The sequence below is a fragment of the Salinispira sp. genome, from assembly GCF_059431795.1.
The window spans coordinates 221745-243916 of sequence record NZ_JBXWXS010000003.1 but is presented as its reverse complement, the minus strand read 5'-3'; the positions used below and the strand labels follow the sequence as shown (position 1 = coordinate 243916).

18 protein-coding genes are annotated in these 22172 nt (G+C 51.1%); 12 read left to right on the top strand and 6 right to left on the bottom strand.

What is annotated here, in order from left to right; all coding sequences use genetic code 11:
- Positions 1–4 precede the first annotated feature (4 nt).
- The 4 genes from aspS (at position 5) to AC52PS_RS02190 (ending at position 5153) form a co-directional block, all read left to right on the top strand.
- Positions 5–1798 (top strand): aspartate--tRNA ligase, encoded by a 1794-nt coding sequence (gene aspS, locus AC52PS_RS02205; protein ID WP_495561392.1) that lies wholly within the window; start codon positions 5–7, stop codon positions 1796–1798.
- Between the two features lie 99 nt (positions 1799–1897).
- Positions 1898–3064 carry a phosphoglycerate dehydrogenase gene (locus tag AC52PS_RS02200; protein WP_495561391.1) on the top strand — a complete coding sequence of 389 codons (1167 nt, stop codon included), beginning with the start codon at positions 1898–1900 and terminating at the stop codon, positions 3062–3064.
- 210 nt (positions 3065–3274) lie between these two features.
- The gene (locus AC52PS_RS02195; RefSeq protein WP_495561390.1) at positions 3275–4228 is read left to right on the top strand and encodes a peptidylprolyl isomerase; all 954 of its coding nucleotides are present in this window, start codon (positions 3275–3277) and stop codon (positions 4226–4228) included.
- 238 nt (positions 4229–4466) lie between these two features.
- Positions 4467–5153: a hypothetical protein gene (locus tag AC52PS_RS02190; RefSeq protein WP_495561389.1), complete on the top strand. Its 687-nt coding sequence runs from the start codon at positions 4467–4469 to the stop codon at positions 5151–5153.
- A gap of 40 nt (positions 5154–5193) precedes the next feature.
- Here AC52PS_RS02190 and AC52PS_RS02185 read toward each other — a convergent pair whose 3' ends face one another.
- Complete coding sequence (locus tag AC52PS_RS02185; RefSeq protein ID WP_495561388.1) at positions 5194–5961, bottom strand: HAD-IIA family hydrolase; 768 nt, start codon at positions 5959–5961, stop codon at positions 5194–5196.
- 365 nt (positions 5962–6326) lie between these two features.
- On the opposite strand from AC52PS_RS02185, the gene AC52PS_RS02180 reads away from it, so the two are divergent.
- The 6 genes from AC52PS_RS02180 to AC52PS_RS02155 are packed head-to-tail and all read left to right on the top strand — an operon-like array spanning position 6327 to position 13436.
- Positions 6327–7766 carry a hypothetical protein gene (locus AC52PS_RS02180; RefSeq protein WP_495561387.1) on the top strand — a complete coding sequence of 480 codons (1440 nt, stop codon included), beginning with the start codon at positions 6327–6329 and terminating at the stop codon, positions 7764–7766.
- Positions 7763–8821 (top strand): efflux RND transporter periplasmic adaptor subunit, encoded by a 1059-nt coding sequence (locus AC52PS_RS02175; RefSeq protein ID WP_495561386.1) that lies wholly within the window; start codon positions 7763–7765, stop codon positions 8819–8821. The genes AC52PS_RS02180 and AC52PS_RS02175 overlap by 4 nt, the downstream gene beginning before the upstream one ends.
- Positions 8821–9495, top strand: coding sequence for an ABC transporter ATP-binding protein (locus AC52PS_RS02170; protein ID WP_495561385.1), 675 nt, complete (start codon positions 8821–8823; stop codon positions 9493–9495). The genes AC52PS_RS02175 and AC52PS_RS02170 overlap by 1 nt, the downstream gene beginning before the upstream one ends.
- Positions 9495–10682 carry an ABC transporter permease gene (locus tag AC52PS_RS02165; RefSeq protein ID WP_495561384.1) on the top strand — a complete coding sequence of 396 codons (1188 nt, stop codon included), beginning with the start codon at positions 9495–9497 and terminating at the stop codon, positions 10680–10682. Before AC52PS_RS02170 ends, AC52PS_RS02165 begins: the two co-directional genes overlap by 1 nt.
- 1 nt (position 10683) lies before the next feature.
- Positions 10684–12063 (top strand): ATP-binding protein, encoded by a 1380-nt coding sequence (locus tag AC52PS_RS02160; protein WP_495561383.1) that lies wholly within the window; start codon positions 10684–10686, stop codon positions 12061–12063.
- Positions 12060–13436: a sigma-54-dependent transcriptional regulator gene (locus AC52PS_RS02155; RefSeq protein WP_495561382.1), complete on the top strand. Its 1377-nt coding sequence runs from the start codon at positions 12060–12062 to the stop codon at positions 13434–13436. The genes AC52PS_RS02160 and AC52PS_RS02155 overlap by 4 nt, the downstream gene beginning before the upstream one ends.
- Here AC52PS_RS02155 and AC52PS_RS02150 read toward each other — a convergent pair.
- Both AC52PS_RS02150 and AC52PS_RS02145 read right to left on the bottom strand, forming a co-directional pair.
- On the bottom strand, positions 13431–14423 hold the full coding sequence (locus AC52PS_RS02150; protein ID WP_495561381.1) for a GGDEF domain-containing protein: 993 nt from the start codon (positions 14421–14423) through the stop codon (positions 13431–13433). The two genes, AC52PS_RS02155 and AC52PS_RS02150, sit on opposite strands and share 6 nt — an antisense overlap.
- A 126-nt stretch (positions 14424–14549) precedes the next feature.
- Positions 14550–17342, bottom strand: a complete 2793-nt coding sequence (locus AC52PS_RS02145) for an alpha-amylase family glycosyl hydrolase (protein WP_495561380.1) — start codon at positions 17340–17342, stop codon at positions 14550–14552.
- 61 nt (positions 17343–17403) lie between these two features.
- On the opposite strand from AC52PS_RS02145, the gene AC52PS_RS02140 reads away from it, so the two are divergent.
- A complete protein-coding gene (locus tag AC52PS_RS02140) occupies positions 17404–18417 on the top strand; it encodes a GNAT family N-acetyltransferase (RefSeq protein WP_495561379.1) in 1014 nt (337 codons plus the stop codon).
- A 7-nt stretch (positions 18418–18424) separates the two neighbouring features.
- Here the strand turns inward: AC52PS_RS02140 and AC52PS_RS02135 are convergent, their stop codons facing one another.
- Complete coding sequence (locus tag AC52PS_RS02135; protein WP_495561378.1) at positions 18425–19555, bottom strand: MFS transporter; 1131 nt, start codon at positions 19553–19555, stop codon at positions 18425–18427.
- Between the two features lie 131 nt (positions 19556–19686).
- On the opposite strand from AC52PS_RS02135, the gene AC52PS_RS02130 reads away from it, so the two are divergent.
- On the top strand, positions 19687–20898 hold the full coding sequence (locus tag AC52PS_RS02130; RefSeq protein ID WP_495561377.1) for an MFS transporter: 1212 nt from the start codon (positions 19687–19689) through the stop codon (positions 20896–20898).
- On the opposite strand, the gene AC52PS_RS02125 is transcribed toward AC52PS_RS02130, so the two are convergent.
- Both AC52PS_RS02125 and AC52PS_RS02120 read right to left on the bottom strand, forming a co-directional pair.
- A complete protein-coding gene (locus AC52PS_RS02125; RefSeq protein WP_495561376.1) occupies positions 20888–21211 on the bottom strand; it encodes an MGMT family protein in 324 nt (107 codons plus the stop codon). The two genes, AC52PS_RS02130 and AC52PS_RS02125, sit on opposite strands and share 11 nt — an antisense overlap.
- 169 nt (positions 21212–21380) lie before the next feature.
- A complete protein-coding gene (locus AC52PS_RS02120) occupies positions 21381–22172 on the bottom strand; it encodes an ABC transporter permease (protein ID WP_495561375.1) in 792 nt (263 codons plus the stop codon).

Sequence of the window (22172 nt, the reverse complement as noted above, 5' to 3'; positions counted from 1 at the left end):
GTTCATGGAACAATACAAAAGAAGTCACAGCTGCGGAGAGCTCACCGCCGCTCAGGCAGGCGAACGTGTAACCCTCAATGGATGGGTTCATAGAAACCGTAATCACGGCGGTGTTCATTTTATTAATCTTCGGGACCGCTACGGTATCACCCAGGTTGTGATAGATGAAGATGCATCTGACGATCTCCGGAATACTGCAGAATCTCTGAAATACGAATACTGTATAGCGGTGGAGGGAATCGTTCGTCGAAGACCTGACTCCATGGTAAATAGCGATATGACCACCGGTGAGGTGGAAATTCAGGCCGACACCATTGTGGTTCTCACCAGATGTGAGACCCTTCCATTCATGATCGATGAGCGCAGTGATACCAATGAGGACCTCAGACTCAAATACCGCTATCTTGACCTTCGTTCGTTTTCCATGCAGCGAAAGATCAAACTCAGAGCCGATGTCAGCTACAGGGTACGGGAATATCTGGGCAGAGAGGGCTTTCTGGAAATAGAAACTCCCACAATGATGCGGTCCACCCCCGAAGGCGCCCGGGTCTTCCTTATTCCGTGCCGTCTGAACCCCGGCAGCTTCTATGCCATGCCCCAGAGCCCCCAGCTTTTTAAGCAGATTCTCATGGTTTCCGGGTTTGATAAATACTTTCAGCTTGCCCACTGTTTCCGTGACGAAGACCTGCGGGGCGACCGCCAACCTGAGCACACCCAGGTGGATATTGAAATGAGTTTTGTGGACCAGGATGATATCTTCCGGCTCATTGAAGGAATGATGACGCATATCTTCAAGAGCACTCTGAATATTAATCTTCAAACGCCCTTTCCCCGCATCAGTTACGATGAGGCCATGAACCTCTACGGGTCGGATAAACCGGATCTCCGCTTCGACATGCAAATGCAGGATTTCAATTCACATGTGCCCGGCAGCGGTTTCGGTGTATTCGAATCTGTTGTTGAAAACGGCGGCACGGTGAAAGTTCTGGTTGTCCCCGGTGCCGCAGGCTACAGCAGGAAACAGATCACCGATCTTGAAGACACGGCAAAAACCTACGGTGCCAAAGGCCTTGCCTGGACCAAGGTAACTGAAGAAGGACAGCTTGAAGGGGGTATCGGGAAGTTTTTTGCCGATTCCAGTGACAGCATTCTCAAGCAGCTCTCCGCATCAGCAGGGGACCTTCTGTTATTTGTGGCCGATAGCTGGAAGGTAAGCTGTACCGCCCTGGGTGCGGTGCGCAAACGTCTGGGCAGCGACCTTGAATTGGTAGAGAAGGGCGGCACTACACCTTCAAACTTTGCATTTGCGTGGGTGGTGGACTTCCCCCTCTTTGAGTACGACGAGGAAGGTAAAAAATGGGAGGCTGCCCACCACATGTTCACCATGCCCCAGGCGAAGTACCTGGACTCCATGGAGAACGATCCCGGTGCGGTAAAAGGCGCCCTGTACGACTTGGTATGCAACGGCATCGAGCTGGCCTCGGGCTCCATCCGTATTCACGATCCCGAACTGCAACAGCGGATATTCGACATAGTGGGTTTTGACAAAGATGAAGCGGAACAGAGATTCGGATTTCTTATGAACGCATTCCGCTACGGAGCCCCCCCCCACGGAGGTATCGCTCCTGGACTGGACAGACTAATAATGCTCATGTCCGGAGAATCCACAATCCGCGAAGTTATAGCGTTCCCCAAAAACACCCAGGGGATCAACCCCATGGACGACTCTCCTTCGCCGGTAGATCCGGATCAGTTGAAGGAACTTGGACTTGAACTCAAACTCCCTGATCGGGAATAAACTCCCGGGAAGGATCTGTCGCTGCGTGCCAGGTTAAATCCAACCCCTCAATCCGGCAACCATTATCTCCCGCGATAATCGGCAGACATAGGAGGCAACATGTTCACCATACAGACGCTCAACAAGATATCGGAAACGGGTCTTGGTCTTCTCGACCCCGAACGATTCACCGTCAAGGATGATGCGGCTCAGCCCGAAGGCATCATTCTCCGGTCTCACAAGATGCATGACATGACTCTCCCGGAGAGTCTGCTTGCGGTTGCACGGGCAGGAGCCGGGGTCAACAACATCCCCTTAGAATCCTGCACAGACAAGGGAATCGTGGTCTTCAATACCCCCGGTGCCAACGCCAACTCGGTGAAGGAACTGGTAATCAGCGGTATGCTCCTTTCCAGCAGAAAAATCGTGGAAGGCGTAAGCTGGGCACGGGAACTGAAAGGCGAGTCGGATGTTGAAAAGACCGTGGAAAAAGGCAAGAAAGACTATGCCGGACCGGAAATAATGGGCAAAACCCTGGGGGTTATCGGCCTTGGTGCCATTGGAGTAATGGTAGCCAACGCCGCCGCCGACCTGGGAATGAATGTTCTGGGCTTTGACCCCTACATTTCCGTGGACAGTGCCTGGGGCCTCAGCGCCGGAGTGCGAAGAGCGAAAAGCCTGGAAGCGGCAGTGGCGGAGTGCGATTTTATTTCCATTCACGTACCCCTTCTGGAAAGCACCACAGGGATGGTGGACAGCAAACTGATTTCCCGGATGAAAGACGGGGTACGCATTCTGAATTTCGCCCGGGGACCCCTGGTAAACGATGGGGATATCATTGCTGCGCTGGAAAGCGGCAAGGTTGCAAAGTATATTACAGACTTCCCCAACGCTGAACTTCTCAACCAGGAAAATGTCCTGCCAATTCCCCACCTGGGTGCCTCCACACCTGAGGCTGAAGAAAATTGTGCGGTAATGGCCAGCCGACAGCTCGCAGACTATCTCAGTTCGGGCAACATCAAAAACTCCGTGAACTTCCCCTCGGTTGAGATGGAGTTTTCCACCGATATCCGTCTGGTCATTCTCAACCGTAACGTACCCTCCATGGTGGGACAGATCACCAGCGTGCTGGCGGATGAAAAAATCAATATTTCAGACATGATTAATAAACATCGGGATGAAGTGGCGGTAACCATCATCGATGTGGACGGCGACATCTCGGACAATGGCGTAAAACGCCTGGAATCAATCGAAGGGGTGATTAAGGCACGGGTGATCCGGAAATAACCGGTTCGCCCAGGGTCAAGCGATTACGGGAAGGAGCATTCGTCTCCTTCCCTTTTTTTCATGCGGGGAATATGGTAGAATTGCACCCGCTTACAAGGAGCAGGAATATCTATGCAAAAATATACAGCCACGGTCATTTCGGCGATGATCTTGCTTTTCGCCGCCCCTGGCAGCGTATCTGCACAGTCATCAGAATCAGGAGTATTCAATATGGACAATCATTCTGACGGGCTTTACGCCCAAATGGACACATCGAAGGGTTCAATTCTTCTTGAACTTGAATATAAGAAAGTACCTTTGACAGTGATCAATTTCGTCGGCCTTGCTGAGGGAACCATCAAACATTCCGAGGGAGAGGGAGAGCGGTTTTACGACGGACTGATCTTTCACCGGGTAATTGACGATTTTATGGTTCAGGGAGGCGATCCTGAGGGTAAGGGTACCGGGGGTCCGGGCTACCGTTTTCCCGATGAGTTCCACATGGATCTGGTACATGATGAACCGGGGGTTCTCTCCATGGCAAATGCCGGCCCCAACACCAACGGAAGCCAGTTTTTCATAACCCACAAGGAAACCCCATGGCTTGATTACAAACATGCGGTGTTCGGCAGAGTTGTTGAAGGAATGGATGTGGTGAACAGCATCGAACAGGGCGACAGCATAGAAAAGCTGAGTATCATCCGTAAAGGCAGCGATGCAGAAAATTTTTCTGCCGATCAGGATGCATTCGACGCCGCCCTGGAGGGAATCGAAGAGCATCAGGAACAGTTCGAAAAGAACAAACAGCAGGCTGACGAGCAGCGGGCTGAATCCATTATCCCCGATGCGGAAAAAACCGACAGCGGTATTTTTTACAAGATTACCCAGCAGGGTACGGGAAAAAGTCCTGAAGCAGGAGATACCGTGGTAATAAACTACACCGGTGCCTTTCTTAACGGACAGGTCTTCGACAGCTCTCAGGGCCGGGGCCCGCTGGAAGTGGAAATCGGTGTGGGCCGCCTCATTCCCGGCTGGGATGAAATTGTCCTCCTTATGAAGGAAGGGGAACAGCGGAGCGTGGTTCTTCCACCGAATTTGGCCTACGGCGAACAGGGTGCCGGCGGAGGGGTTATTCCACCCAATGCATACCTTTACTTTGAAATTGAGCTGATTGAAGTGAAATAACAAAACGCGGACCGCAAAGGCTGAAATCCTTCGCGGTCCCTTACGTATATGCTGCAGCGCCTTGTGGGGCGCTGCTTTTTTTTGGTCCCGCCTGCCCTCGGACACCTGCACTCAGACGCCTGCCCCGGACGCCAACATTCGACACATAGGAATCTCGGTAAAAACAAATGTTTTTCAAAATACACTTGATTTTTCCAAATTTTACGATAAATTACGGTATTATTGGAAGGAGGAATGGATGTTGCGTATAAATTCGGTTTTTGTACGATTGATATTAATTTTTACAGCCGTTTGGTTACCCATCGCAGTATTAGAAGCTCAAAACCTACACCAGGGTTTACAACTGGGCTATTACGGCGATGCGGGGATGAATATGACCCTGGACTTTGAAAATCTAAATCCCCAATTGGGAGTGAGCTTTGGCTTTCATGGGGGCTATAGTTACCAGTTTGATTCGGGAAACGCCGAGGACGCCCGGCGAATCTTCATCAATGACGCCACCGGAGGAACTATTGAAAAGCACGGGCAGGCCGTTCGTATCGGTGCCGACATCAGAATACAGCTATTGCAGCAGAATGATATTGAACTACGACTCTACGGAGGCCCCCGGGGCAGTTTCTACAAGGGGCATTATGCGTTTATCGGCGATAATGAAGAATTCGATATCAGTTCCAATCAGGCCGGTCTGGAGCTGGGTTTTCAGGGTGTCCTCCCGGTACACGAAAGACTGGATTTGACTTTATCTGCAGGGCTCAGTTACTTCTTTCCTGCAACACTGCAGGGTCACGGAAAATACCTGTACTCTCCTGACGGTGTTGATGACAACCCGAGAAACGACTTTGCCTGGGAAGATGCCGACGGGGCAGTTGATCAACCAAGCTTAGAAATCCCAGTTCTTCTGGGCATCCGCTGGAAGCTTCGCTGATTACCGTATAAGGGAATATCCATTCTGCTTATGAAGGGCGCTACAGCTCTCTGGGGTTAATCTCCGCAACCGAGGGAAAAATATGGTCCGGCCTATAGGGAAAGGCATCAACATCCGCTTCTGCGGTAACCCCTGAGAGCACCAGACAGGTGGTCATCCCCGCCTCCAGGCCGCCCACGATGTCTGTGTCCATCCTGTCGCCGATTACCGCAGTGTCATCGGGGTGAACCCCCAGCTTCCTGGTGGCGATGGTCATCATGAGGCTGTTGGGCTTACCGATAATATAGGGTTTCTTCCCACTGGCCGCCTCAATGGAAGCCAGTATGCTGCCGCAGGCCGGCTCAAAGCCCTCTTCTGTGGGATCGATAATATCCGGATTGGTGCCGATGAAGCGTGCGCCGTTTCGGATGAAGCGTGCGGCTTTGCGCATCTGGTCAAAGCTGAAATCGGCGGTTTTTCCCACCACCACATAGTCCGGACGGTTTTCGCTGATTACAAAGCCCGCATCATAGAGTTCCCGGGTCAGACCGCTGCCGCCGATGGCGTACACCCGGGCCTGTGGACGCTGGCTTTTTAGGAAGAGGGCGGTTGCCATGGCGGCAGTAATGAAATCCTCTTCATTCAGCCCGTGAACACCTTTCTGCTCCAACTTATCTTTCAGGTCACCGGGCGCATCCCCTGAATTATTAGTGAGAAATAGAAACTGAATGCCCTCGCTTCGAAGGCGCTGAATAAACTCATTGGCTCCGGGAATGAGGGATTTTCCCCGGTATATCACCCCGTCCATGTCGGAAATTATACTTTTCATATATCAGGATTATAGTAAGACTCAGCTTTTTGTTACAGAGACAGCCCCGGCAAAGAGCGTAACCTTTTTTCACAGCAAGGTGCAGATGTAACATATTGTAACAGCTTCAACCATTGCAGTTTGTTTCACTGGAGCCCCTGTAGACATGACCTGGGAAACACAGCCGCCTATATCCTCCCGAGATCCTTTTATTCAATATTTGTGGGTAGAAACAGGTTTCTTGGCACAGAAACTGCTCTCTTTTCCATATGAAATGGAAACATGGAAAAACCACTTGTATGGAATATCTTCGGAACAGAAAGATTGCAGTGACAGGGTTTCTGTCGATGCTATTCCTATTCTCCGCCCCAATACATTCTGAAAGCGTGTATCAGGAATATTTGGAAGCCTGGCTTCAACAGGATACCGAATTGTCGCTATCCCGGCAGGCCTATGAGCTTGAAATTCTGAAAGAACAATTCCACAACCAGGAGATCGATTCAGTTTTCCGCACAGGTTTAGGCCAGGGGGCCGGATCTTCAGGCTTCAGTATCATGCTGGGAGAAAACGGCGAACCTTCACAGGTGAGCTTTACGCCGTATATGGGCTACAGTTTCGGTGAAAATAACTCATCTACTATCCAGCTTGACCTTCAGGGAACACTGGTAAATGGTGACAGTGCAGATAACTCGGATGAAACGGTTAATGTGGACGGAAGACAGGAGGAGACAGGCTCAAGCATCGCAGCCTCCCTCTCGTTCCAACACCTCCTTGAGGACATTCTCTCCCATGATACCACGGACCCCGAATCTTTTCGGATAGCTATATCTCTTGAACAGGCATTAAAGAATTTCCAGGACGAAATTTTGAACTCCGAGATACGCTTTCTGGATGAGATTGATGGAATATACAGCCTCTACAGCCAAATGGATGATCTGCTCCATACGATGGAAAACAGGGAAGAGTCCAGAAGAAACCTAATCCAGGTCCAGGGCTACCGGGAAGATAGTTCTGAGGTGGCAAAAATCGACCTGAATATAGAGCAAATTCAGGGCGAAATTTCCGCCGTTCAAGGAAAACTCGAACATGCAGCACAATTCCTGGAAGACATCCTGAAAAAAACGATAGACAGAACAGTTCTCAATGCAATTTTTCAGGAGTTCGGACAAATCGATTCATCAATAATTACCCTGCCTGAACTGGAGGATCTTGCTGCAATCCGTTTCCAGTCATTGAACGAACGTGCTGCACAACTTGAGCTTCAAAACAGCCGTGAAAAAGATCCGGCAAACATCAATCTCAGCGCAGCAGTATCACCAAGGATCAATACGCAGGATGGTTCGGTTTCCACCGGAGCCAGTGCGGGAGTTCAGATGGATATTTCCGGGGAACTAAGCAGCGGTCTGGATTTCACCTATGATGGTCAAAACAATTCAAGCACCCTATCTTTCAGCCTCTCCTACAGTTCTGATCCTCAAAGAACCCGAAATCAATTAGAGGTTCAACAACTTGAAAACCAGCTGCGCCGTGAAGAGCTAATTAGTCAAAGAACAATTGTTCAGCAAAGGCAGAATCTACACGGTCTGGAAGCGGAAATTCTCCAACTTAAAAATGAATTACAAAACGGGATCCGGGAACTCAGTGTAAAGAATCAGGAGATCCGGGAGAGCGAACAGGGTGTTGAGAAAGGAATTAACGATTCAGATGAGCTGCAAGACCTCAAACACCAGGCCATACAACTTGAGTCATCGATTCTATCCACACGAATATCAATTTACCAAAAAGCTCTGGAAATCAGAGCCATGAAATCGGGAGCAGCACAATGAATAAAAAGAGACTCATTACGGGAAGTATCCTTACTGGAGCCCTTATAATTGGAGGGGTGGCAATGCTGTTGCTATTCACACAGCAGGGAGAAGCGGGAGATGGCGGCATATCCGGCGAACAATTTGAAGTAAGCTATGCGTCGAAAGCGGAAAGCATAGAAACCAGCGGAAACATTTCTGCAGTAGAGGCCCAGGACGCCACGTTTCCGGTGAGCGGCAGGATTCGGGAAATTCATGTATCAAGGGGTGAATCGGTGGTTGAAAACCAGCTCCTTGCCGAACTTGACACCGACTCTCTTGAATACGACCTGGCGAAGTTGGAGTATGAAATTGATCAGGAACAGAACAACGGCAGTCAGAGAACGTTGGAACTATTGAGAATACAGAAAGATCTCCTGGAGGCAGATCTGCGGGATACTCAGCTTCGAGCCGGAATAGACGGCAGGGTAAGTGCCGTTCATCTGGATGAGGGTGATTCCGCAGGCCCGGAACAAAGCGTTTTACGGATTATCGATACCAGGAACATGAAGGCAAGCATTCCCATAGACGAAATTGATGTCCCCAAACTCAGAGAAGGCCAAAGCGTGGAATTCTATTTTGATGCCTATCCGGATGAGATCTATACAGGCCTGGTTTCATCCATTCCCATGGAGGGGAGAATTAATAACAACGGCATTGCAGTCCTGGATGTGGAGGTAATCCTTACTGATCCAGATGAAAAAATTAAGCCTTCCTTTACATTTACCGCCAGGATAATAGTAAGTGAGGTCCGGGATATTTTAATCCTGCCTAAGGAAGCGGTGCTCAGTCAAAATGAGGGTAACGGAATGGGGCTGCGGATCACAGCTGACAATGAGGATCCACAGCCTGTACGCCTTGGGATCCAGGAATTCGATGAGAACAATTACCGAATTCTTTCCGGGGCGGAAGCGGGAGATAAATTCGTATCTCCTTCACAGCTTATGGGCAGCAATGAGGGTACTTCAGGCGGTGCCATGATCAGAGTTCCCGGAGCAGGGGGGCGACCTGCCGGACCGGGACGCGGGGGGTCATGATGGCTGTTATCCGGACAGTTGAGCTCCATCGTCACTATTCGATGGGTGACAATACCGTAAGGGCGCTCGACGGTGTGAATATAGAAATTCTCAAAGCTGAAATGGTTGCGGTAATGGGTCCCTCGGGGTCGGGAAAAACCACTCTCATGCATCTGGTGGGATGTTTGGATAGTCCCAGCTCAGGGAATGTGTACATAGACGAGGAAGATATCAGCAATATGACGCAAAACCAGCTTGCGGATATCCGAAACAAAAAAATCGGATTTGTCTTCCAGCAATTCAACTTGCTGGCCAGGACAAGCATCCTGGATAATGTAGCCACACCTTTAATGTACGCAAAGGTTTCTGCATCGGAGCGTCACGCCTATGCTGCACACGCCCTGGAGCGGGTCGGACTCAAAGAGAGGATGTATCATAAACCCAATGAGCTTTCCGGAGGTCAACGTCAGCGGGCCGCCATTGCCAGGGCTCTTGTAACAGAACCCAGCCTCATCCTTGCAGACGAACCCACGGGAGCACTGGACAGTAAAACCGGAAATCAAATCATCGATCTTTTCCACAGGCTGCATGATGAGGGAAATACGTTCATGGTGGTGACCCACGATCCTGAAGTAAGCGCTGAATGTGCCAGAAGCATTCGCCTTCGGGACGGCAGAATCGAGGAGAAAGACTAGTGTTTTTTGAGAATCTCAGGCTTGCATTTCAAAGCTTTTCCACCAACAAAATGCGTACCCTGCTTTCCATGCTGGGTATCGTTATCGGCGTGGCATCGGTAATCGCCATTACCACCCTGGGCAACTCCGCCAGCGAGAGTATACGGAGAGACATCGCTGCAACGGGCTTGGAATCCATTACCGTGCGCAGCAGAGGCAGCAGTAGGGAAATTGCCAATAACTTCACCACTGGTCTGGCTGAGGTAATCGCGGAGAAAATTCCCGGAATAGAATTCGCCCTTCCGGTTAATACATCCCAGGCATGGATGCGCTCTGGATCAAATGAGTACACTGCCACCATTACCGCCACCCCTCCGGAATACGCGGAGGTGTTCGACTATGAAGCCGCGGAGGGGGAATACCTGAATAGCGAACAGAACGCGAACAGCGAAATGGTAATGGTGCTGGGGCAGGATGCTGCAGAAGAGCTGTTTCCCGACGGAGGGGCGCTCGGCAGCTATGTACGGGTATTCATTGGCAGCAGCAGCCGAAGCTTTCGAATTACCGGAGTTATGACCAGCCGATCAGACAGTTTCGGACAAAGCTTCGATACTTCTGTCTACATTCCGTTTAACACCTACGTTCAGCGTTTTAGCTCCAGCGAGGTGGTGGACTCCTATGCCATAGCAACCCGGGAGGGTGAGGATGTTCTTGAAATTGCCGAACGACTTGAAAACTTTCTGAACCTGCGGCTGGGAGAGGGAAATTTCTTCATTATGAGTCCTGCAACCATTGCTGAAGCCGCAAGTTCGATTACAGCTACACTGAATGTGGTGCTTTCCGGAATAGCGGCCATATCGTTATTGGTGGGGGGTATCGGAATCATGAATATCATGCTTGTGGCTGTTGCAGAACGAACCCGTGAAATCGGCGTACGCAAAGCCCTGGGTGCCCGTCCCGCGTACATCCGCAGTCAGTTTCTGGTTGAATCTTCGGCTCTGACAATGGTAGGAGGGATAATCGGTTTACTACTTGGGCTGGGAATATCCCTGTTTGCTGTCCGTATTTTCGACTGGCAGTTTATACCCAGTGTGGGATCGGTTATCACCGCCATACTGTTTTCCGTAGGAATTGGAGTGTTCTTCGGGTACTACCCCGCACACAGAGCCAGTACACTGGATCCGATAGTTGCGTTAAACTATGAATAATATGGCAAGAATCCGTCGGAAGATACAGGAAAACGGAGAGAAACTCCGGTCAGGGGAAATCGCTCAGTCAATCTGGTTGGCAGCGGTATTCGTACTGGGAACAGTTCTGCTCTTTCTATTGTTCACGGGAATAGTCCAGCGAAACACTCTATTAAATCAATTGGAACTGGAAAAAGAATTTGCGGAACTTATGGCATTCTCCCGAATGGCACCCATCTTCTCCGATGATTTTGATTTAACAGATCTGGCGAAGGAGGATTCACTGGCAATCACCGGTATCGAGATTTTCAGTGACTCCGGTACCGCATTAATCTCCAAAGGAGATGTTCCCCATCAACTGATTCTCAGCCAGGTGTTTCCAGATACTCATCCGCCGGACAATGATGTTATCAGCATGGAAGCGGGAGGGGACCGCATTATATACATACGGTCCATAAAGCCGCCTATGAGACTCCGTAACATCCCTCCTCCACCGGGTTCTGGGGAGAGCACTGGTGCTTTTCCTGCGACAGAACCGGATGAACCTGAAAGAGCTTCGGGTTTTTCGGGGAATCCAGCTCTTCTCTACATTTCTGCCCGGCTTACAGAGCGTTGGATCCAAGCAACGGATATCTGGTTGATCTATGCAGGGATCGAACTTGGCTTTGCAGCCCTCCTCATGATAACTGCCCGAAGTTTACGGAAAAGCCGAAATTACCGTGAACAACTAGAGAGCCAAGAACGTCTGGTGACCCTGGGCAACGCCGCACGTACCCTCACCCATGAAATACGCAATCCCCTGAGCGCAATCGCTCTGCGTCTGAGCATCCTGGAGAAAACTTCGGGAGAAGTATCTGGAGAAGATATCAATGTAATCAAGGATGAAGTCAAACGCTTGAAAGAACTCAGTAACCGGGTCCGTGTTTTTCTGCAAAATCCCCGGGGAGTGGAAATGGTAATTGATGCCGAAGAGTTTATCGACTCACTCATCTCCAGGCTGCCCCAAAACGTGAAATTTCATCCGCCCGAATCAGAGGGTGCTCCTACGCTGCGCATTTGGATGGATCCAGAACACTTGCGGTCGGTACTGGAGAATCTTATCGTGAACGCCCATCAGGCAAGTGACGGTCAGCAGATCGATGTGGTATTGAGCCGGGAAAAAACCCAGTGTCGTATAGAAGTGAAAGACAGAGGCACGGGCATACCCGATAAAATCAGAACAAAGGTGTATGATCCTTTCTTCACCACCAAGACCCAGGGTACGGGTATAGGATTGAGCATTGCCCAGAACTTTATCCGTGCCGCCGGAGGAACACTGGAATATGGCTATTCTCAGAGCCGGGGATCGATTTTCACCATATCGCTCCCCCTCATCTCTCAGTCCGAAGAGGAGCAGATATGAGTTTGCTGATAGTTGACGATGAAATGAACATCCGTGGTTCCCTTAAACGGCTGCTTGAACTTGAAAACTATGGTGCCGAATGCGCAGGAGATGCCAGGGAAGCTATTGAGCTTCTGATGGTGAATGAATATGAACTGCTGATTATTGACGTAAAAATGCCGGGAATGGACGGTCTTCAACTTCTGCAGTGGATCAAGGAACGGGGGATCAGGACGCCGGCAATAATGATCTCCGCTCACGGGGAAATTGAGGATGCCGTGGAAGCCCTTAAGCAAGGCGCGGTAGATTATCTTACAAAACCCTTTAACAACGATGAACTTTTACTGCGCATAGGCAGAGTCATTGCATCCTACACCACCCAGCGGCACATGGAGTCCGGGATGCTTAAGCTGCAGAACAGTGACGATATGTACATTTCCGGCCATGGCAGTTTTCGCCCTGCACTGGAACTGATGAGAAAAGCAGCGCCCACCCAGTCGACGGTATTGATAACCGGTGAAAGCGGAACCGGGAAAGAGGTTGCAGCACGCTTTATCCACAACCTGTCTCCCCGAAGGGATATGCCCTTCGTACCGGTGAATGTGGCAGGTATTTCCCACCATCTGCTGGAAAGCGAACTTTTCGGTTATGAAAAAGGGGCTTTCACCGGTGCAGACGAAAGAACACCGGGCATTTTTGAGGCGGCATCCGGAGGAACCGTGTTTCTGGATGAAATCGGCGAACTGAGCCCGACGTTACAAGCCAAGCTTCTGCGGGTTGTACAGGAAAAGAAAATTCGCCGGGTGGGAAGTCCCCATGAGCTGCCGGTAAACATCCGAATTCTTGCAGCCACCAACCGAAACCTTGAAACGATGGTTGCCCAGGGAGGTTTTCGGGAAGATCTGTTTTTCCGCCTGAATGTGCTGCCCGTCCATCTTCCGCCTCTGAGGCAGCGGAAAGAGGATATTCCTGAGTTGACCGGTTTCCTGCTTCGAAAAGTATGCCGACGGCTTGGAAGCGAGCAGATAGGCATCTCTCCCGAAGCGCTGGATACCCTTAACACATATAGTTTCCCGGGTAATATCCGGGAACTGGAAAACATTCTTGAACGGGCGGTAATTTTATCTGAACAGGATCAGATTCAGAAAGCACAGCTCCCTGATCTAAAAACGAAGCCCCGACACCCGGATAATGCAGCACCAAACGCCCCGGTAAGCCCGGCGGGAACCAGAAGCGAACGGTCACCATGGACTCTAAAAGATGCGGAAAAATGGGCGATTCAACGCTCCCTGGAGCAGACTGGCGGGAACAGAACCCGCTCTGCCGATCAGCTGGGAATCAGCAGGAAGACATTGATTCAAAAAATCAGGGACTACGGACTGAATAATCTATAACAGCTCCCGCACCCCGGCTTCAATTTTCTGCACGGTCTGATCATAACTGAGACCGGTTACAGAATGAATAATACCCTGTACCGAGCCGCTTTTATTCAGATAGACCTCTTCCTGTTCCCCGAAGGCATCCTGAATCCGTCTAAGGTATTCTTCCGCTTCGCTCCGGCTGGAGCCGGGCAGAACACAGAGGAAGCATGAAAAATTGATCCGTCCGATAAAATCGTACATTCGGCTGTTGCTTCTGATAATATGGGAGGAACGTTTGAGAAAAACTTCAGTGGAATGGTGCCCCAGGTCTTTACTGATTCGCGGCAAGCCGCCTATACCCAGCACCACAATTGACAGGGCCCTGTTTTCCCTGGAGCTGCGCAGTAATTCAGTTTTCAGAATTTCCAACGTCCGCTTACGGTTCAATAAGCCGGTGAGCTCATCCAAAGTCTTTGTCAGCTCCAGTTCATGGGAAAGACGTTCAATTCTCTGATACAGATAGCGAAGGAACACGCTGACAATAATACCCGCAAATACAAGATTAAAGACCAGATCGAAGCGCCGCTCATATACACTGCTGTACTCGCGTCCAATAGAAGCTCCCCCGGGCTCCATGAGCATGAGAGCCATGGTTACCCCGGTAAAACTTAACACTGACAGCACCATCAAATCTGTTCTCCGTATCAACAGGACGGATATCACCAGGAAAACGAGAAAATACATGGGCAGCGGTCCGTAAATACCATGACCGGCAAACCAAAGCGCAGGGAAAAGCAAAAAATTATAGAGAACAACCGTAAGGGCGCGTATCCAGTTTTCATTACGGATATGCCGGTGAATAAAGAGGAAAATGACCGAAAGAACCGCCCAGATGAGCGGTATGATCACCATTATAATGATATCTCCCTGCAGCAATTTCAGAAGCGCGATAACCACCCCTCCGAAGGCTCCGAAGGCGAGTACCAGTTGCAATATAAACGTTTTATTTTTTGGTTCCATGATGGGATTCCCGGAAGTTGCCATGCTCATAGCATACAACAGAGATAAAAAAAAACCATGCTCCGGAGGGCCCGGAGCATGGTCATTGAAGTCTTTTTTCGAATCAGTTCATCATCGAGGAATGAATTATTCGACTACAATCAACGCGGGAGTCAGTGCGTCCAGTGTAACGCTGTCGCCGTTAATCTCAACTCCCTGAACATTGCTGATTCCTTCACTTTGAGCAGCAACCCGGTCCACGAGAACCTGTCCACCGCTGATATCCCCATCAAGAACGAACTCCTGTGCCTGCTCTGCGGCATTAACCAGAAGATAGTAGTCACGGGTTCCATCGCTGAGCTTGTAGGCCAGCTTGAATTCTCCCGACTGGGGAAGGAACTGTGCTGCTTCGTTCACCTGCTCCATGGTTTCCAGACGGAACACAGGGTTTGCCCGGCGGATATCCACCAGACCGAAGGTGAACTGACGCAGTTCTTCGTACTCGGCGGGAAGTTCCCAGACAAACTGGTTAATGTTGTCCGCTGAATCATAGCTGTTCCGTACAAACCGGCCGATGGTCTCACTCCGTGAGTTATTCACATTGGGTTTAGTTCGTCCGCTCTCCTGTCCAGCATGGATAAAGGGGATTCCCTGACCGGTGAGAATCATGAAGTTTCCAAGCTTGGCCCGCTGGGCGATCTCTGCGCGGCCTTCTGCACTTCTGTTACTCAGACCCACATTGTGGGCGATGCTGTCCGCAAGGGTCAGTCCGTCGTGGGCGGCAATGTAGAGCATGCTGTCACCGGGGTCGTCCGCAGTATAATTGCCCTGGGGCTGACCGATCAGGTTCCTGAAAATGGGTTCTGCGGCCTTATTACCTGTGGTAATAAATGCCTGAGCCTCTTCGTTAAAGCCTCCGCCCTTCAGCATGTCCCGGATCTCGTCGTTGAATACGCTGATATTATCGGTGCTGGTCATGTAGTCCTGATCGGTACCTATGGTACCCCCGGGTCCGTTGTACATCTTCCAGCCTTCACCTTCGAACAGGACATCCGTCTTGATTTCTGCCGCTTCGGCATATGCCTGCTCCATTGTTTCGGTGTCGGTGAGACCCATAAGGTCGAAACGGAAACCGTCAATCTTGTATTCATCCACAAGATAGCGTACTGAGTCCACAATGAGCTTCCGGGCCATTTTCCGGGTTGAGGCAAAGTCATTGCCCACACCGGATGAAGAAGTGAATCCACCGTTGGCATTCATGCGGAAAAAGTAACCGGGAAGGATGTGCTCCAGAAAGTTGGTGCTGCCCATATGGTTGTACACAACGTCCAGAAGGACCCGAAGACCATTCTCGTGGGCTGCCTTAACCAGATTTTTCAGCTCTACCATTCGTGCGTACGGATCCGCAGGATCCGATGAATGCCATCCTTCCGGAGTGAAATAGCTGTGGGGATCGTAGCCCCAGTTATAGTTGCTGTTGGTGGTGCTGCCCGAACCGTCGTAGGACTTGTCTGTCTCGTCTGTGTAGTAGAAGTTCAGCGTAGGCATAAGCTGAATATGAGTTACCCCCATATCCACAAGATAGGGAATCTTCTCAATAAACGCTTCGTAGGTTCCGGGTTCGGCATTCACGTTCGCATCGGGGCTGATGGTAAAGTCCCGAACACTCACTTCATAAATCACCGCATCTTCACGGCTCTGGTAATAGCCGCCGTCCTGGGCGGATTCCAGGCCTTCCCAACCGCCGTCGGGTCCTGCTTGAGCAAGGTCAACGATTGCTGCCCGACCGTTTCCGCCTTCATTCATGTATGCATCCATGCTCTTGGCATAGGGATCCAGCACATCACGTACCAGACCGTTGCCATGTTCCACACGGTACACATAGAAAAATCCGTCAGGGTCCTGTTCATCATATACGGCAGTCCACACGCCGGTGTCAGCATTTTGGGTCATGGGAAGTTCAGCAACAGGTGCTGCCGAAGCATCTTCCGCAATGCTTACATTGTAGAGCAGCGCAGTTACATTCTTCGCCAGAGGAGCCCACAGACGGAATTCCACACTTGAAGCCGCTGCGTTGTAGAGAGCTCCCAATTCATAGTCTTCTGCGGGTGTGTTTTCATCAATTTTCGCCAGAACCATTTCGGAAATATCAACGGGTTCAGGAGCGATGTATTCGGGATGCTCTATGGTGTATGACGTATCCGGAGTCAGCTCTTCGCCGAGGCGGATGTAAATACTTGATGTGTAGTTTTTGCTGCGGTCATTGATTGCACGCATGTTCACCACATCGGTGATAGGAACCACATTGCCCTCATTATCTTTGACCACAAAACCATTGTCCGATGGTTCGGGAGTGAGAGCATGCCTTCCTGAAAGGGCTGCTTTCAGCAGGTCAGCCTCTTCTGCAACCACGACTTTAAACTCGGGAACGTAATCGCCGAGAGTTGTGGGTTCAAGCGTATCTTCAAAAAGCACCACCTCGTTGCCCTTGGTATCTACCGGCCAGACAAAGTCACGGGTTTGTCCGTCCCAGCCCGAATCGGGGCGGCGGATAAAACCGAGCTCTCCCAATGCATTCACCGGAGACTGGCCGATATCAGAACCGTCGGCTTTGAATTTAAGATACCCCACACCGTTGGTTACCTGAATATTCTGTGTATAATCGAAATTTACACTTCCGTCACCGTCACCGGGAGCCCAGACCCAAAAGGCCCATGGTTCGTAGTTTTCATCTGCCCGGTAATAGTAGATTACGATTTCATCATCTGCGGGATCGACTTCATCAGCCGCCGCAGCCACTTTGGGCATTGCGGGATGCCCTTTTACTTCAATTGTTCCTGGCTCAGCCTGCAGTCCCCCGGAAACGTTTCCAGTGGCACAGGATGCAAGTACCAGCAACAGGCTCATGAGTCCGCTAAGGACGATAGCCCATTTACGCATATATTACCCCCATAATATAATTTCAGTTTGTTATCATAGAACCATTATTTTCAGAGGTCAAATGGAAAATACAGAATTCAAGGAAATCGGAACGGAAAACCGCGCATCCCTGCTCCGGGGGCTGGCCTGGGCAGCGGACTGGAGGTCTTCAAATCCCATTGAGGAACCGCCTGGGGATCTGCTTTACATCGTAGACGACTGGATGGACCGGGCGGGAGACTATGGAATGATGGCCGTGAACAGAGCGGAAGGTACGCTCATGGGGCTTTTCTGGCTTCGCTACTGGCGGGAAGAGTTTCATTCTTACGGGTATATTTCACCGTATATCCCGGAACTGGGCATAGCCGTGGCACCGGGTTACCGGGGTCTGGGGCTGGGGCGCATGCTCTTAAGGATGGCGCAGCAGCATATGATTGAACTTGCCCTGGCGGGGAACCTGGTATCCTCAGAGGAGGCAGCAGAAGGCGGGAGCGGGAGCAGGAAAGATTTCGGACCTGCTGCGTCAATCAGCCTGAGCGTTGAAGCGGAAAATCATGTTGCCCGTTCGCTGTATGAATCTGCAGGGTTCCGGATTCATGAAAAGCGCAGTGGCGATCTGATTATGCAGTGGAAGCCGGACTGGAGCCTCCACACCATGAAGCCCGCGGATATTCCCGAAGTAGTTCGCCTGTGGAAACGCTGTGAAGGGATCGTTCTCTATGAAGATGGAGAGGACAGCCGTGAAGAACTGACCTATTTTCTGGAGCGTAATCCGGGGTTGTGTCTCACGGCCCGCCTCGACGGGGCTGCGGATGCAGGCGAAGATGCCGTGATTGCAGCGGCAATCACCGGATGGGACGGACGGCGCTTCTACGTGCATCATCTGGGGGTTCACCCGGGATTCAGGAGATTGGGAACAGCCAGGGCAATTCTTCAGCGCATTCTCCGGCTTGGTGCCGAACGGTCGGTACGCAAGACCCATCTTTTTGTTTTGGACAGCAACATTGACGCCCGGAATTTTTACCGCCACATCGGCTGGCAGCAGCGTGATGATGTACTGCTGTTTTCAGCCGAATGCGGCGATCCGCCGGTATGAGCCGGGACTAGACCCCCGCCTTTTTCCGCAGAGCCCTGGCGACTGCCATCAGCATGACAATGCACACAAGGGTGGGAATAAACGCCAGTGACATACGGTAATCGCCGATAAAACCCATCACCGGGAGAATTCCGGTGGTGATCAGACTGGTGGCCGCATAGGATATACCGTTGAACAGGCCCTTCTGCCGGGCCGGAAGATGATTGTTCACGTACTTCTGAATGATGGGAAATACCGGACCATAGAGAGCACCCAGCAGGATGAAAATATAGGGCGAGGCACCCAGCACCCATGCCAGAACCACCAGTCCGGCCAGGGCGGTGAGGGCCGAGACCACATGAATTGGACCGAATTTTCTGGCAGCCCGGTCGGCAAAAAGCCGAACCAGTGTGAACATCAGCCAGAATCCGCTGAGAATGAAGCTTGCATCCGCCGGGTCCAGTCCGTATCCGTCTATGGACATATTGCTGCTCCAGGTTGTGCTGCCGATTTCAACCGCAGCATACAGCCCCAGGGCGGAAGCTCCCAGAAGCACCACAGGAGTCCGGAACACCTGCCCCACATCCGCCAGCTTAAAATCTCGAAACTTGGTATTCTGCATGCTTTTCGAGAGTAGACTCATGAAAAGCAGAAGAGCATAGAGGCCGGCATAGAATACAAACAGGAACTCATACGACCATTCCAGCCGTATCCAGGTTCCCAGGAGTAGGGGGGCAACCATTCCCCCCAGCCCGAAAAACGCATGGTACAGGCCGAAATTCTGCATCTTTTCCGGAAGCCCTGCGTACATGGTGGTAAGGCTGGTAAATGCCGAACCGGTGGCCAGACCTATCATGGCAAAAGCAAGAATAATCAAAGGAAAACTGGATGCTGTAGAAACAAGGAGTGCTCCAGCGATGCCCAGGGCAACCGCCGTAACAAACACCGTTTTTTGCCCCAGGCGCGCGATTAACACCCCGACAATAAGGTTTGCCACCAATACCATCATGGTGATGGTGGCGGGAATAAAGCTGCTTTGTCCTATACTGATGCCCAGATTTCGCTGGAGCACTGGAAGCATTGGCTGATGGGTATTCACAACAAGAGCAAAAAGAAAATGCCCGAAGAGAATCCGGAATTTGAGAATTGCATGAGACATGGGGACTCCTACTAATAGGATGAAATTGTGAGCGGAAATATTCTGACCCTGAGGCATGCAGAGCACTGAAAGGGTCAAAAGAACGAAGATCAACTATAGCTCAAAAACCCGGCTTCGCATATAGTTTCCATATGTGGAATCGAAATGTTGTGCTTCTCTGGCAGGGACAGCTGGTCTCGGCAGTTGGAGATATGGTGTATCAGGTGGCTCTGGGATTCTGGGTTCTGGGCTACACCGGATCCACCGCAGTAATGGGAATTGTAATGGCTGCGGGTTTTATTCCCCGGAGTCTCATTTCTCCCTTTGCCGGTGTCCTTGTGGATCGTATGAACCGAAAATGGCTGCTGGTAATGATGGATTTTATCCGGGGAATTGCCGTGGTGGTGGTAACCGTAGCCGCGTTCGGAGGCTGGCTGACCATACCGGTGATTATTACCGCTGCAATTGTAATTGGCCTATGTGCGGCCTTTTTTCACCCCACGGTCAGCAGCACCATCCCCAGCATCAGCTCCAAAGAACATCTGGTGCAGGTGAACTCCCTGTTCGCCGTGAATCAGACAGGAGCGGGCATAGTGGGGAATGCCTTGGGGGGAGTTCTTTTCGCAGCCCTGGGCGCACCTCTTCTTTTCCTGTTCAATGGCGTCAGTTATCTGATATCAGCCTTCAGCGAACTCTTTATATCTGTTCCCCCGGTAGAGCAGGAGCCCGGCGAATTTCACTTCTTCACCGATATGAAGGAGGGTTTTACTTTCATCCGGGACCACCGGGGGATGGTGGTTTTGCTCATCTCGGTGTTCAGTCTCAACTTCCTCCTCTCTCTCAGCGGAGTGCTATTCCTGCCGTATTTTGAGCAGAGAACCGACCTGGGACCTGAGACCTTCGGTCTGGCCATGTCCATTTTATCGGCTTCTTCGCTGATCGGGTTTCTTCTTCTGATGAGCTGGAAACTTCCCAAAGGGATGCATTTCGCATGGTTTGCAGTTCATACCCTGCTGTTCGTAATCGGCCGGACATCTTTATTCAGTTTCGATTCTCTGTTGATTATCTGTGTTCAGTTTGCAGTGTTCGGGTTTGCGGTGAGTCAGTTGAACAGCCTGATCGCCGCAGCCGGTCAACTGATGGTGCCGAATCATCTCAGAGGCAAGGTGTTCGGATTTCTGGGAGCCATGTCCGGAGGCCTCACTCCCTTGGGAATGGCACTGGGTGGAATTCTTGCAGAGTACATTTCCATTCCCGTCATTCAACTGGTAAGCGGGCTGCTGGTGGGGCTGGGTTTTATTCCCGCACTTCTGGATCCGGAATTCCGGAGAATGATCAATCAGGAATATTCTCTCAAGGAGTAATTCTGCCATACCGTCCCATATCCACACTGATCTCTTCACCGTTTCGCGATACCTTCAGCTCAATACCTTCCCCGGACAGCAGGGCGGCCTGATCCTCCAGACCGCCTCCCGGGGGAAGGCGAATTTTCCCGTCCTTGCCAAGTATCCGGTGCCAGGGCAGATTGCGGGATGCCGAATAGCTGTGCAGCACCCGGACAACTTGCCGTGCCCCCCGGGGACTGCCGGCCCGCCTGGCTATTTCCCCGTAGGAGGCAACCCTTCCCGGGGGAACCGCCCGTATTTCTTCAATAATCCGTCCTGTCAGTTCAGTCATGGTTCTCGTTCTCCCATACAGTCCGGCCCGTTAAACTCCAGCCCCTTTTCAGCCTGATGCCATATCAGCCTGATCCAGTCTCAGTCCGGCGCAATATGGTTCCTGCCAGTCGCATTGCAGTCGCAATTATCGGCGCATCACAGTCTGGCGCCCACCTTTTATCAGCGCATTACAGTCTGGCACCCACTTTATTTCCCGATTCATATTTCCGGACTCCCAGATGAAACACCGCCGCAGCGGTAGCAATGAACAATCCGTCACCAGCAAGCAGAGGCGGAATCAAATCCCAGTTCAACCCTTCCCCGTTCCCAAGTCCCGATGCCAGCTCTGCCGGAATCCATGCCGCCCAGGCCACAGGCAGGAAACTGTGGAGGATCCAGCGCAGGGGTCCCTTGAAGATGGATCCCGGATATATGCTGAAACTCAAAAAACCCTCAAACGCCAGTCCTGCACTCTCCTGACCGTTCCCGATGAAAAACGTCAGAGAATGATACAGAACGCTCACAGCTGTAAACATCAGCATGCTGAGAACCGCTGAAACTGCAAATAGCGCCCAATCGGCCAATCCTGCGGATTGGGTAAAGGCGAACAACAGGATTCCGTAGATCACATCTCCGATACCCGAAACATTCATCCTGCTTGCAAGAATATTGGGCAGCAGGGGAGCCGGCTGGAGAAGGTACACATCTAGCTCGCCATTGGCAATCAGCTGACTCAAGCGGGAAGCATTTCCGAAAAATGTAACCGATAAACCAAAGCCAAGGGAGGTGAGAGACCACAAATACATGACATCTCTGAATGCATAGCCGTTCAGGTCACCTCCAATACGCTGGAGAAGGAAATACCAGAAAAAAATAAAAGCGGAATTGTTCAGAACCATTCCGAATACCTGGACCAGAAATGCGCTTCGATATTCCATGGCAGCCCGCATGTTGGTTTTTATGTACTCGAATATCAGCAT